Below are 13102 nucleotides of genomic sequence, written 5' to 3'. Positions count from 1 at the left end.
AGACGAAGGAACGGCAACCAGGGAAGGAGGACCATGGAAATCAGCGGCATCATCAGCGCGATCGTGATCGGCATCGTCATCGGCGTACTCGGCAGGCTCGTCCTGCCGGGCCGGCAGCGGATCGGCGTGCTCTGGACCATCGCCGTCGGTATCGTCGCGGCGTTCATCGGCACCGCTCTCGCCGCGGCCATCGGCGTCGCGGACACCAAGGGCGTCGACTGGATCGAATGGCTCGTCCAGATCGCGCTCGCCGCCACGGGAGTGGCCGCGCTCGAACGGTTCAAGGCCCCTCGCTGAGGGCCTGTGTCGGCCACCCCGCAGCAGCCTGACCCGCCGCCCCGTGGCCGGCGGTTCAGAGCGGGGTGGCCGCCTTCAGTACGAAGAACAAGGTGACGGCCGAGTTCGCCGACGACAGCGCCGAGGCCGTCGCACCGGCCGCCGCGCCCCAGGCGGCGAGGCCGACCGTGGTCGACAGCGGCGGCCACACGCGCGCCGCGGGCGCCGGCCCCAGCAGGGCCGCCACCCGGCGCGGTACGGGTCCGACGCCGGCGAAACCCGCGAGCGTCGCGACGGGCGCGCCGCGCGTGACCAGACCGGCCTTGCCGATCGCGCGGGCCACGACGCGCCGGCTGCCGACCGCCGCGGCGGCCTCCTCGTCCGCCCACCGCTCGGCCGTGTACGTCACGGCGGTGCGCAGTGGGCGCAGGAACGGGTTGGCCCGCGCGGCGAGTTGCACGGCCAGCAGGTAGCGGTGGTGACGGCCGGCGAGGTGGGCGCGCTCGTGCGCGAACAGCGCCCGGCGCTCGGGCGCGTTCAGACGGGAGAGGATGCCGGTCGTGACCACGACCCGGCCCCCTTCCCGGCGGGTGCCGGGCAGCGCGTACGCGTACGGAGCGGGGTCCGGCAGTACGGCCACGGGCCGCGGCGGCAGCGCGGAGAGGGCCTGGGCCGCCCGGTGCCGTACGCGGTGGTGGCGCCATGCGGCTCGGCAGCACGACGCGAGGACGACCGCCAGCGCCGGGATGGCCGCCCTGCCCGCGACCTCGTCGTACGGCACCGCCTCCCGCACCTCGGGGTCGGACCAGCCGTCGGGGAGCGGGTTGCCCGGCAGCTGCGCGGTGCCGACGACGACGAGCAGCGCCAGGCACAGCGTGCTGCACACGGCGAGCACGCCGGCGACCGCCGACAGCAGCCAGGTGGCGGCGCGCGGATGCAGATGGTGCTCGGCCAGGCGCGCGACCGGCCATGCGCTCAAGGGCAGTACGAGTGGCAGGAAGACGAAGACCCCCATGCGGTCAGTCTTCCCCTTCCTCCGCCGCCTGCGCCAGCAGGGCCCGCAGCAGCTCCTCGTCGTCCGCGGGCAGCGCGGTGACGAAGCTCGCGAGGACCGCTTCCCGGTCCGCCTCGGCGTCCAGCATCCGGCGCATCCGCAGCGCGGCGAGTCCCGCCTCGTCGGCGTTCGGCGTCCATGCGAACGACCGTCCCGCGCGCTCGCGCGAGACGGCGCCCTTCGCGTGGAGCCGGGTCAGGATGGTGATGACGGTGGTGTACGCGAGGTCCCCGCCGAGCCGCTCCTGCACCCATGCGGTGTTCACCGGCCCCGGCGCGTCACGCAGCGCGGCCAGCACCTGGCCCTCCAGCTCGCCCTGGCCCCGACGGCGAGGCGGCTGCCGACCGCTGTCCTGGTTCTGGCCCGTCATGCCGTGTCCCTCCCGTCCCTCCTGCCCCGCACCTGGCGCCGGAGCGGTTCATCGTACTGAGCGGGAACGCCGTCGTCGGCCACGGACCGGCCCGGAAAGGCCCCTTCAGTTCTACACTGATGTAGATTTTTTGTCGGGACTGTCGCGGGCCGGCGATCCGGGAACGCGTCGTGGGGAAGGGATTCGAGATGGGTGTGAGCCTCGGCAAGGGCGGCAACGTTTCACTGAGCAAGGAGGCGCCGGGACTGACCGCGGTAGTGGTCGGCCTCGGCTGGGACGTACGGACGACGTCCGGCGCGGACTTCGATCTCGACGCGAGCGCGCTGCTGCTGAACGAGACCGGCAAGGTCCTCTCCGACCAGCACTTCGTCTTCTACAACAACCTGACGAGCCCCGACGGGTCGGTCGAGCACACCGGCGACAACCTCACCGGCGAGGGCGAGGGCGACGACGAGTCCGTCAAGGTGAACCTGGCCGCCGTGCCGGCCGGCGTCGCCAGGATCGTCTTCCCGGTCTCCATCCACGAGGCCACCGCCCGCGGGCAGAGCTTCGGGCAGGTCCGCAACGCCTTCATCCGCGTCGTGAACCAGGCCGGCGGCGCCGAGCTCGCCCGCTACGACCTCTCGGAGGACGCGTCGACCGAGACCGCCATGGTCTTCGGCGAGCTCTACCGCAACGGCGCGGAATGGAAGTTCCGCGCCGTCGGCCAGGGTTACGCCTCCGGGCTCGCGGGCATCGCCTCCGACTTCGGCGTCAACGTCTGACCGCCGCCCCGGCGCCGTCCACACACAAGCAAGCGAACAGAGGCACCTCATGTCCGTGAACCTGTCCAAGGGCCAGCAGATCAGCCTGAGCAAGTCCGACGGCGGCGCGCTCAGCGTCGTACGGATGGGGCTGGGCTGGAAGTCCGCGCCCCGTAAGGGGTTCCTCGCGCGGATGACCGCCCGCGAGATCGACCTGGACGCCTCGGCGGTGCTCTTCGCCGACAAGCAGCCGGTGGACGTCGTCTTCTTCCAGCACCTGGTCAGCGACGACGGCTCGGTACGCCACACCGGCGACAACCGGGTCGGCGGCGCGGGCCAGGGCGGCGACGACGAGTCGATCCTCGTGGACCTGGCGCGCGTACCGCTGCACGTCGACCAGATCGTCTTCACGGTGAACTCGTTCACCGGCCAGACCTTCGCCGAGGTCGAGAGCGCCTTCTGCCGCCTCCTGGACGAGACCAACGGCCAGGAGCTGGCCCGCTACACCCTCACCGGCGGCGGCCGCTACACCGCCCAGATCATGGCCAAGGTCCACCGCGCCGGCACCGGCTGGCAGATGGCAGCCATCGGCAGCCCGGCGGACGGCCGCACCTTCCAGGACCTCATGCCGACGATCGCCGCCCACCTCTGACCCCACCACCGCCCGTCCGGCCCGGCAGGACACCCTGCCGGGCCGGACGGCGCGCACGTCGGCACGGAGGACCGCCACCACCGCGGCCCGCCCCGGGCGTCAGGGGGTCGTGGAGAGTTGCTGCAGGTGCATGCCGGACGTGTCGGTGCCCGGGGTGTTGTGGCAGGTGTAGTCGCCCGTCGGCTTCGCGTGGACGAGGGTCAGGCAGCGGGCCTGGGCCTGCTGGCCGTAGTAGTTGGGGTGGGCGGACTCCTGGACCGGGCCCTGGGTGCCGTCGCTGTCGATCCAGCGGGTCCATTCGCTGGTCGCCGCCGACGGGGGTTGCGCAGCGGTGACCAGGCGGCTCGGCCTGGCGCAGATCTCACGGCCCTGGAGCATGTCCCGCAGGTCCAGGAACTGGGCGTTCTTGGCCGCGGCCACGGCCTTCAGCCGGTTCGCGAGCTGGGGCACGAGGGAGTCGCGCGCCCAGTCGGAGTCCCGGTCCCAGAACGGGCATCCGCCGGTGCTGACCCGTGACCAGCCGCTCTGGTGGTAGCGGTTCTCGCTGCCCCGGGGGATCGGCGAGGGGTACGACTGGAGCACGATGCGGTACGAGGAGGCCGAGTACCCCGCGCCGGACATGACGGCCCGGATCTCGTCGACGGCCCTGCCGACCTTGGCCATCGCCCCGTCGATCTTCGCGTCGACGACGGCCTGCTGGTCGTCGTGGCAGTACGAGTAGTAGACGATGTAGTCCATCGCGCAGGAGGTGATGATGTCGGCGAAGCCGAGGTCGTTGCCGCCGATCGACAGCGCGATCACCTCGACGTCGTGGGAGGCGGCGACGGCGGCCAGTTGGTCGGCCTGCGGCGCCTCGCCCTTGTACGACGTGCCGCCGCTGGACGCCCGGAACACGTTCTGTGTGGTCGCGCCGGAGCAGGCGAGGTTGATCAGGGCCTCGGTGGTGCCGGTGGCGCCGCGCACTTCCGCGGAGTCCGACCGGTGGCATCCGTTCGTCGCCGTCGTCCCGTACACCCGGGCCGGGTCGTAACCGGTCCCGGTCCAGGCACGGTCGGTGCCGTCCCTGCTGCCGCTGTCGGTGAGGCTGTTGCCCCGCCAGCGCCCGGCCTCGCCGGAGATGTAGCTGTCGCCGAGCGCCACGATCGCGCTCGGCCCGGTCCCCTCGCCCGCCCGGGCCGTCGTGGCCCCGCTGGTCACGAGGGCGGCGAAGGCGAGCGGCGCGGCGATGGCGGCTCGCCGCCACCGGTGCCGGCGAGCGGCTGGAAAGGTCGGTCTGAGAGAGCGGAATCCGGACACGGTGGAACTCCTGCGGTCAGCCACGGAAGAGCACGACCCGCGGTCGCGCTCATGAGGGTGTGTGGCGTACGGGTGGGGGATTCCACTGGCCGGTGGTGTGCGGAATTTGGCACGCCGGAACTTGTTACCGCTAGGTAGCGTCGGGTCTCTTTTCCGTCACACGGCTGACGCCCCGGCGGAAACGGAGCGTGGCCGGTTCTCGACCATCGCGGCAGGCCACTCGTCATCCGCCGCGGACCTGGCTGTAACCCGGAGTAGCAGGGGTCGGGATGCAGTGGGGCCTGCGTCATGACCGGAGTGAACAGTGACCTGGATCACACGGCCGGGGCGCGTACGCGTCAGCCGCAGCCGCGGCCGTTGTTGTTCGCCCCATGACGGTCACCGGGGCAGTTGTCGCGCTCCCCCGGCTCTTCGGACGGGGGGGGGCTCATGGCGACGGACGGGGCGGCCGGCATCACGGAGACGGACACGGACGGCGAAGGGGCCGGGGCCGGCGGGGTGCCGGCGCGCGACGGGTCGGGCGTGGGGGCGGACGCCGGGGCGGCGGTGCTCGGATCCGGCCCCAGGTCCGTCGGGGTGATCAGGTTGGGACGACCGCCGACCTCGAGGTCGGCCCCGGGGACGGCCGGGTCGCTCACGGCGTCACCGCCGTCGCCCCCGATCAGCAGGGCCGCGCCCGTGAGCAGCGCGCCCGCCGCGAGGGTGGCACCTGCGATCAGCAGCGCCTTCGGGCGCGCCGGCGCCCGGTGACGGCCCGGTGTCAGGGCCGTGGGCACCGCGTGTGAACCGCACGTACACGACGTGCGTCTGCATCCCTCGCAAACCATGACGGTCACTATGCAGCAAGTCCCCTGCCACCGGGGCGACCAGGGCTGCACGGGGCACCGCGCACGCCACCCGCCGCGCGCCTCAGGCCCGGCACTCCGCCCGCATCTGGGCCGCCGCGTGATGTGCGTCGGCGCCCTGGCCCCGGCCTCTGTCCACGAGTTGGACCGTCAGCCGCTGGCCGTGGACGGGGACCTTCTCGACGACCACACCGCTGCCCCGCAGCCGCGTCTGGTCGACCTCGAAGACCTTGACCACGCTGTCCGGGTCGTCGACGTCCGACAGGACGTGGTACGTCGTCGGTTCGCCCGCCGCGTCCCGGTCGCGCCCGCTGTCCGGAACGACGACGGCGACCGAGCAGGTGGGGTAGCCACTGCCGACGTACCAGGACCACAGGGCCGTGGAGCCGCGGTCCTCGGCAGGGTCGCCGGACACCGGCACCGCCGAGAAACTGCCGTCGCAGCCGTCGCCGAGGTGGCCGCCGGAGCCGACGGTGTACCAGCCGGCGTCGCCGTCGGCGAAGCGGCCGTCCTCGCGGTACAGACCGCCGCCCGCACAACCCGGGCCCGCCCACGCCGAGTACGAGGGGCTGCGGGCGGCGCTCGGCGGCCCGGTCGTCGACGGCGGCTTGGGCCTGGCGCGGTCCGGGGAGGCGGAGGGACCGCCGGGCGGGTCCTCCGGTTGGATGCGCTGGGGGACACCGCCGAGACCGCCGATGCCGTCGGACGGGCCGTCCGACGACCCGGAGGTCTGTGAGCCGCCCGGTCCGCAGGCCGTGAGGGTCAGCGCCAGTACGGCGACCGCGACGGTCCCGGCCGGCAGGAGTGTTCCGCCGCGCGGGCGTCGCGCCGCAGGGCCGGCCGACGTCGCGCACCGGGGGCAGGCCGTACGGGGCCGTGGTCGAGTGCCGGCGTGCCGGACGGTGCTGTCGCGCAGGCGGCCGAGACCACGCCGGACGGCGCTGTCAGGACGGCGGTTGGCACCGCGCCGGGGCTTGTCACCGCATAGTTCGCACGCCATGGAATCGCACCTGCACCAATGGACCGACCGATCAGTATGCCGAGCGCGTCCACTATGCACGAGCAGCGCGGGGCGAGATAGGGGTTAACCCGGGTAAGGCGTGAACGATCTAACGGAGTTCGTCAGGACACGGTGTTCCGCGCGGGAGTTGGTACGGCGCGGCGAGCCGGTAGGTGCCCGGCCGCGGGGCGAGCAGCTCCGTCCACTCGTCGCCCTGGGAGTCCTCCGCCGCCTTCAGCAGACAGCCGTTGGGGTTGACGTACTCCTTCGGCCCGTCCTCCCGCGCCTGCGACTCCGGCGTCTCGTACGGCCCCTCGACGCCCTGGCCGTCCGCGTCGACGAGGCTGAGCCACGGTGAGTACGGGACGCGGATGAGCACCCGGCCCGCGTTCCGCACCCGGATGGTCATCTCCCCGGCGCCCGCGTGGTCCACGGTCGCCGGCGGCTCCGCCATCCGCGTCGGGCTCTTCACCGCGAAGAGCTGCCAGTTGGCGTCGCTCCAGACGCGGGTCAGATAGGGCTGGCCGGCCCGTACGAGCTCCGCCTCCTGCTGGGCTCCGCTGGAGTCGGGCGCGCCCGTCGGCAGCACCACGTAGTGGACGGCCCAGCGGTGCAGCCAGGTGTGGTAGCTCGCCGAGGTGAGGGGGGTGTCCTCGTCGTAGAAGATCGGGTTGCGCTTCATGTCGGCCTGCCGGTTCCAGCCGCGGGCCAGGTTGACGTACGGCGCGAGCGCCGACGCCTCGCGGTGGCTGCTCGCCGGGACGACCTCGACCCGGCCCCGCTCGGCGCCCACCTGCTGGAGCCGGTCGACGAGCGGCGCGAGTTCGCGGGTCCACGACGCCGTCGGGGCCGTACGGACGATGTCGTCCACGCCCTTGTAGCCGATCCAGACGTTGAGGCCGAGGACCGCGAGGACGACGGCGTACCACTTGCGCGAGCGCGGCACCGTGTACGGCAGGGCGGCGAGCAGCACCACCCCGGCGAAGAGCATCGGCAGCCGTGACACGTTCGACCCGATCTGCGAGTCGAACGCCCAGGTCAGCAGCGTGCCCACCGCGTACACCGCCGCGCCCGTGCGCACCGTGCGCCAGTCCTTCGGTACGAGGAGGAGGACGAGGACCCCGAAGAGGAAGGGGAGCGACGTCGAAAGGATCGACATGGGCTGGGTGCCGGAGAACGGGAACAGCCAGGCGGACAGGGCCACCACCAGCACCGGCGTGACACCCACCGCGTACGCGCCGGGGCGGCGGCCGTTCAGGAACAGCGCGGCGGCGACCACCCCGAGGAACAGGCCGGCGACCGGACTGGCCGCGGTGGCGAGCCCGGCGAGCGGCGCGGCCACGGCCGCCTTCGCCCAGCGGTTGTGACGCATGTGGTGCGGCCAGCAGAAGACGGCGCCGACCGCGCCGAGCGCGAACATCATGCCGAGGCCGAAGGTGACCCGGCCGGACAGCGCGTTGCACAGGAACGCGAAGACCCCGACGAGCGAGCAGGCCACCGGATTGCGCACGGCCCGCACCCGCACCAGCATCAGCGCCGTCAGGGCGGCCGACACCGTGCCCGCGAGCATCATGGTCGTCCGTACGCCGACGAGCGACATCACGTACGGGGAGACGACGCTGTACGAGACGGGGTGCATCCCGCCGTACCAGGCCAGGTTGTACGCCGAGTCGGGATGGCGGCCGACGAACTCGGCCCAGGCGTCCTGGGCCGCGATGTCCCCGCCGCTGTTTGCGAAGAAGAAGACCCAGAGCAGGTGGACGAGCGCGGCGACGGTCGTCGTGAGGGCGACGGGGTGGCGGGCGAGGCCGTCGCGGACGACCGTGAGCCGGGAGGGGGCGGCAGCCGGCCGGTCCGGCGAGGGGGTGGACGAGGGCCTCGGTGCGGGCGGCGTCCGCGAGGACGGCGGCGACGGTGCTGACGGCTGCGCGGGGAGCAGGATGCGCGGGCCGGTGCCGCCGGTTCCACTGACGCCGACACTGCCGGCGTCGGCGTCGGTGCTGCTGCCGTCCGCCCGTTTCGGCTCAGCGGTGGTCACTGCGGCTCTCCCCGTCCTGTTTCTGCTGTCCGCCGACGTCCCCCGGCCCGGCCGCGCCTGTCCGCGTCCCCCTTGTTCATGTGCAAGACGCCGTCGGGGCGACCTGAGTTGCCCCGGGACGCTAGCACGCGGGCGTCCCGGCCTCCCGGGGCGCCCGCGCGCCGGTCAGCCGATGCGGGTGATCTTGGCCCCGATGCCCGGCTCGGCAAGGTCCTGCTTCAGGGCGACGGGCGCGCTGACCTTGCCCGCGCCCTCACCGACGGACACCTGGCCGACGACCGTGCCCGCCCTCGCGGAGTGCGGGATCGCGTTGCCGTTCGGGGCGATCTCGATCTTCACGTCGAGGCCCGACCAGCCGACGGCCTTCAGGTCCTTGGTGGCGACGACCTCGGTGCGGCCGCCGAGGCCGTCGTCGACGTGGCCGACGACGTCGCCCTTCTTGACGACCGTGGTGGAGGAGACGGCCTCCTGGGCCGGCGGGATCAGGGCGATGCTGTAGTCGATCGCCTTCTCCAGCTTCTGCCAGAGCTGGGGAGCGTCCTGCGCGCCCATCACTATCCCGACGATGCGGCGGATCTCGCCGTCCACGAGGGCGTTGGCGGACCAGAGCAGATTGCCGCCGGCCGGGGTGGAGGAGCCGGTCTTGATGCCGCCGACGCCGTCCATCAGCAGGGCGCGGTCGTTGTTGTTGCGGATCTTTCCGTCGATACCCGGGATCTCCGCCTGCGTCATGTTCACGATCTCCCGGAACACGTCGTTCTCCATGACCGCCGTGCCCAGCTTGATCTGGTCCAGCGGGGTGGAGACGGTGCTCGACTTGAGACCGCTCGGGTCGGTGTAGGTGCTGTTCGTCATGCCGAGGTCCTTGGCGGCGTCGTTCATCTTCTTGACGAACGCCTCCTCGGAACCGGCGTCCCAGCGGGCCAGCAGACGGGCCGCGTTGTTCCCCGAGGGGATCATCAGCAGCTGCAGCATCTGCCTCTCCGTGAACTGCTGCCCCTCCTTGATGGGAGCCGTCGACTCGCTCGTCGCCTTCGACTCCTCCTCGGCCTGCTTGTCGACGGTGATCTTCGGGCCGACCTGCTTGCCCGTGAGCGGGTGGTCCCTGAGGATCACGTACGCCGTCATCGTCTTGGCGACGCTCGCGATGGGCGCGGGCTTCTGGGCCCCGTACGTACCCATGCTGCCGACGCCGACGACCTCCACCGCGCCCTGGCCCTCGGAGGGCCACGGCAGCTTGAGCCCGCCGCCCTCGAAGGTGTACGACTCCTCGGCGGTCAGCGCGAGCGTCGGCTCGGGCAGCGGCCGCACAAGCTGTACGACAGCAAGGACGATCAGCACGAGCAGGGCCAGCGGCGTCCAGATCTTGACCCGCCGCACGGCCGTGCGGACCGGCGTCGCGGGCGGCGGCGGAGTGTTCGTCAGCTCGGCGAGCAGGTCGAGCGGCGGCAGCGGGGGCATCGGCTGCTGCCGCGTCCGCTCGGCCTCGCCGAGGGACGCGGCGGGCTCCACCGCGTCCGGCAGTGCCCTCGCGGGCGCGGCCGGGCCGGCCGTCATGGCCGGCGCGGGGCGTACGTCGTCCCGGCGCAGCGGCACGAAGGTGCTGGTGCGCTCGGCGTCCGCCTCGGGCTCCGGGCGCGGCTGCGGCTCGTCCTTCGCGGGGAGCGAGGGCATCTTGAGAGCGGTGGTGGGCTGGTCCACGGGCGGCCGCCGCAGGGCCTTGAACACCGCCGTCGGCTGATCGACGCGGCCTTCGCTCTTTGCATCCGCACCGCTCGAGGAGACGGGCGCGGGGGTGGGGGCGTCGCCGTCCGCGGGGCCTTCTTCGGCCTCTTCCGCGGTGTCGTCGGCGGCTGCGGGCTTGGAGTCGCCGTCCGACGGCTCGTCGGACGGCGGCTCGCCGGCGGGCGCAGGGGCAGGCGCAGGGGCGGGCGTGGGCTTCTCCGCGCCCCGTACGGCGCCGGGGGCCGGTGCCGGGCCGTCGGGGGCCTTGGCGCCGCCCTTCATGGCCGTGGGGGCGGACTCCTCGGCGTCGTCGGGGGCGTCGGCGTCGGAGCCTTCCGGCTCGACGTCCGCGTCGGCATCCGCGTCGCCCGCGGCGGCGGAGCCGTCCCGGGCGCCCTCAGGACCGTCGGCCGCGTCGTCGGCATCGTCCGCACCGGCCTCGCCGCGCTCCGGGGTCACGTCCGCACCGGCATCCGCGTCGTCGTGGGAGCCGTCGGCCGCGCCTGCGGCGTCCGTGTCGCCCGTGTCGCCCGCGTCGGCGTCACCGTCGGGCCGGCGCTCCCCGGCGTCCCCGGCGTCTCCCGCGTCCGGCGCGGACCCCTCCGCGGACTCCCCGCCCGGCGCGTCGTCGTCCGCCGTCGCCACCCATGCCGCAACCGCCGCGCGCAGACGCGCGTCATTGCCGGAAGGGGCGGCGTCGTCGTCCGACGAGGGCGAGGACGCGGAGGAGGTGTCGTGGCCGGAACCGGACTCGTGCTCGGCCTGGCGGAACACCGTGAGACGCGGGTCGCGCCCCTCCCGAGCCGTCTCCCCCGACGACCTCCGCTGCTCCGACTTGTCGGGGGACTCGCCCGCCACCGTGCCTCCTCCATGAGTCATGTGCCACGCGCCATGCGTATGTCTTCACGAACGCCGCGAACCGGCGGCAGGCCGCCGGTCCATCGTGTCCGAACCATCTACCAGTGTCCTGTGTGAGCGCTTGGCTCCGGTGCTAGACGAGAACGACATACCTATCGGTTCCCTAACAAAGCACCCAGGTGCTCTCGACAGACCAATGTGAGAGGGGTCACCCTGTCATTCATCCACGCGGGGAGGCATGGATGGGCAGGAGCCGCAGAACACTTCCGGAGGAGCTTCTGCTGCTCGCTCTGGACCCGGCAACGGGTACCACAGCGCAGCCGCAGTCGCTCGACCTCGGCCTGGCCGGGGCACAGCTAGTAGAGCTGGCTCTGGCAGGACGGATAGCCCCAGACGGGGATCGTATCGCCGTGGTGATGCCACGGCCGACCGGAGATCCGACCTTGGACTCCGCACTGGAACTGCTGCGCCGACGCGGCAGCCCGGTCCGGGCCGTCCACTGGATCGGCGGGCCCCGACTGGGGCTGCGCCAGATTTACCTCTCGCATCTGGAGCGGTGCGGCATGGTGCATGCCGTGGCGGGCCAGATGTGCGGAGTGCTGCCGACGACGCGCTACCAGGCGACGGAGACGGCTATCAGCCGGGACATCAGGGCCCGGCTGGACAGTGCGATCCGCACCGGTGTACCGCCGGACCCGCGGACCGCGGCGCTCGCCGCACTGGCCCACGCGGTCGGACTCGGCAAGCACCTGTACCCGGGCAACGAAGGGCGTTCCTCGCGGTCCCGTCTGCGGGACCTCATCAGACACGACCCCATGGGCGGCCTCGTCGCGCACGCGGTGATGGACGTCCAGAACGGTGCGGCCGCCCAGCCGCGCCGCAACCAGCCGACGGCCCCCGGCGGCCGCCAGCCGGGTCCGGTGCCGATGCAGCCGCGGCGCGGCAGCAGCAGCATGGCCGCACGCGTCGCCGCGCACTGAGCGCGGTACCGGCGACAGCACGAACCGCACCACCGCACCGAAGCAGCACCGCACCGCCGCAGGACCACGGCGACACCGCCGTGCGAGCACCACAACCGCACCACCGCCGCACCGTCGTCCCCTACGGGCCGGTCCGGGAGCCGCGACACGAACGCGCGGGGCAGCACACGCCGCCCCGCGCGTTCGCGCGTCCGGCCGCGCTCACGGACCCGCCTCCGAAGCCGCGCGGGCCGACACCCACCGCAGCGCCTCGTTCGCGTGTGTGGCCATTTGGCAGCGCGGCGACCACCATTGGTGGCAATCTGCTCAGCAGTAGATACGCACAGCTACCCAGCCGGAGGTGCAGTTTCCGTGGCGTCCAACGTCAATCCCACCGTCAGGAGACGCCGATTGGGGCAGGAGCTGCGCCGGCTCCGGGAGATGAAAGGCATGACGGCCGAGGAGGTGGCGGACCGCCTGCTGGTCTCCCAGTCGAAGATCAGCCGCCTCGAAAACGGCCGCCGCTCCATCAGCCAGCGCGACGTCCGCGATCTGTGCGGGGTGTACGAGGTCGAGGACCACCGGATCGTCGATTCGCTGATGCAGATGGCGAAGGACTCCCGCCAGCAGGGCTGGTGGCACGCCTTCGGCGACATCCCGTACAGCGTCTACATCGGGCTGGAGACCGACGCGGCCAGCCTGCGGGTGTACGAGCCGCAGGTCGTCCCCGGCCTGCTGCAGACGCGGCCGTACGCGGAGGCGCTGATCACCGGAGCGCTGCCCGAGAGCGGGACGAACGACATCGAGAAGCGCGTCAGCGTCCGGCTGCGCCGCCAGGAGCGGATCAGGGACACCGACCATCCGCTGCGACTGTGGGTGGTCATCGACGAGGCGGCGCTGCGCAGGCAGGTGGGCGACAAGCAGCTGATGCGTGAGCAGCTCGAGCATCTGGTGGAGCTGTCGCACCAGCCCCATGTCACCGTGCAGGTGCTGCCGTTCGAGATGGGCGCGCACCCGGGCATCAACGGGCAGTACGCGATCCTCGAGTTCCCCGACGCGTCCGACTCGAGCGTCGTCTACATCGAGGGCGTGACGAGCGACCTGTATCTGGAGAAGGCCAACGACGTGCAGAAGTACAGCGTCATGTACGAGCATCTGCGCGCCCAGGCGCTGAACGTGGACCAGACCCGCCAGTTCATCGCCGATATCGCCAAGGTGTATGCCCAGGGAGACCCGGCCTGACGGTGCGGGCGGGAAGATACACCAGAGTCACCGTGTGGCGTAAG

At 72.5% G+C, this 13102-nt stretch carries 12 protein-coding genes; 5 read left to right on the top strand and 7 right to left on the bottom strand.

All coding sequences use genetic code 11. From position 1 onward, the window contains the following. Positions 1-33 precede the first annotated feature (33 nt). Positions 34-297 carry a GlsB/YeaQ/YmgE family stress response membrane protein gene (locus ACFYOP_RS07095; RefSeq protein WP_356899226.1) on the top strand — a complete coding sequence of 88 codons (264 nt, stop codon included), beginning with the start codon at positions 34-36 and terminating at the stop codon, positions 295-297. Positions 298-352: 55 nt separating this feature from the next. On the opposite strand, the gene ACFYOP_RS07090 is transcribed toward ACFYOP_RS07095, so the two are convergent. Together ACFYOP_RS07090 and ACFYOP_RS07085 are read right to left on the bottom strand one after the other, a co-directional pair. Then, complete coding sequence (locus tag ACFYOP_RS07090; protein WP_356899227.1) at positions 353-1291, bottom strand: M56 family metallopeptidase; 939 nt, start codon at positions 1289-1291, stop codon at positions 353-355. Positions 1292-1295: 4 nt separating this feature from the next. Continuing rightward, positions 1296-1700, bottom strand: a complete 405-nt coding sequence (locus ACFYOP_RS07085) for a BlaI/MecI/CopY family transcriptional regulator (RefSeq protein ID WP_356899228.1) — start codon at positions 1698-1700, stop codon at positions 1296-1298. A 188-nt stretch (positions 1701-1888) separates the two neighbouring features. Between ACFYOP_RS07085 and ACFYOP_RS07080 the strand changes: the two genes are divergently transcribed. Continuing rightward, positions 1889-2464, top strand: coding sequence for a TerD family protein (locus ACFYOP_RS07080; RefSeq protein WP_356899248.1), 576 nt, complete (start codon positions 1889-1891; stop codon positions 2462-2464). Positions 2465-2513: 49 nt separating this feature from the next. Beyond that, positions 2514-3095 carry a TerD family protein gene (locus ACFYOP_RS07075; RefSeq protein WP_264241890.1) on the top strand — a complete coding sequence of 194 codons (582 nt, stop codon included), beginning with the start codon at positions 2514-2516 and terminating at the stop codon, positions 3093-3095. Positions 3096-3194: 99 nt separating this feature from the next. Here the strand turns inward: ACFYOP_RS07075 and ACFYOP_RS07070 are convergent, their stop codons facing one another. The 5 genes from ACFYOP_RS07070 to ACFYOP_RS07050 all read right to left on the bottom strand — a co-directional run bounded on the left by ACFYOP_RS07070 (position 3195) and on the right by ACFYOP_RS07050 (position 10878). Beyond that, the gene (locus tag ACFYOP_RS07070) at positions 3195-4391 is read right to left on the bottom strand and encodes a GDSL-type esterase/lipase family protein (protein ID WP_356899229.1); all 1197 of its coding nucleotides are present in this window, start codon (positions 4389-4391) and stop codon (positions 3195-3197) included. A 338-nt stretch (positions 4392-4729) separates the two neighbouring features. Beyond that, on the bottom strand, positions 4730-5167 hold the full coding sequence (locus tag ACFYOP_RS07065) for a hypothetical protein (RefSeq protein WP_356899230.1): 438 nt from the start codon (positions 5165-5167) through the stop codon (positions 4730-4732). A gap of 133 nt (positions 5168-5300) precedes the next feature. After that, positions 5301-6236 (bottom strand): adhesin, encoded by a 936-nt coding sequence (locus tag ACFYOP_RS07060; RefSeq protein ID WP_356899231.1) that lies wholly within the window; start codon positions 6234-6236, stop codon positions 5301-5303. Positions 6237-6345: 109 nt separating this feature from the next. Then, positions 6346-8274 (bottom strand): MFS transporter, encoded by a 1929-nt coding sequence (locus ACFYOP_RS07055; protein WP_356899232.1) that lies wholly within the window; start codon positions 8272-8274, stop codon positions 6346-6348. Between the two features lie 165 nt (positions 8275-8439). Then, on the bottom strand, positions 8440-10878 hold the full coding sequence (locus ACFYOP_RS07050; RefSeq protein ID WP_356899233.1) for a serine hydrolase: 2439 nt from the start codon (positions 10876-10878) through the stop codon (positions 8440-8442). 221 nt (positions 10879-11099) lie between these two features. Here ACFYOP_RS07050 and ACFYOP_RS07045 point away from each other — a divergent pair, with 221 nt between their 5' ends. Both ACFYOP_RS07045 and ACFYOP_RS07040 read left to right on the top strand, forming a co-directional pair. After that, positions 11100-11837 carry a GPP34 family phosphoprotein gene (locus ACFYOP_RS07045; protein ID WP_356899234.1) on the top strand — a complete coding sequence of 246 codons (738 nt, stop codon included), beginning with the start codon at positions 11100-11102 and terminating at the stop codon, positions 11835-11837. A 351-nt stretch (positions 11838-12188) separates the two neighbouring features. Further along, positions 12189-13058: a helix-turn-helix transcriptional regulator gene (locus tag ACFYOP_RS07040; RefSeq protein WP_356899235.1), complete on the top strand. Its 870-nt coding sequence runs from the start codon at positions 12189-12191 to the stop codon at positions 13056-13058. Positions 13059-13102 lie beyond the last annotated feature (44 nt).

It is taken from the genome of Streptomyces sp. NPDC006294, assembly GCF_042870895.1.
GTDB lineage: Bacteria > Actinomycetota > Actinomycetes > Streptomycetales > Streptomycetaceae > Streptomyces.
Note: the sequence above shows the minus strand (reverse complement) of the source record. Positions and strands in the feature narration are given on the sequence as shown.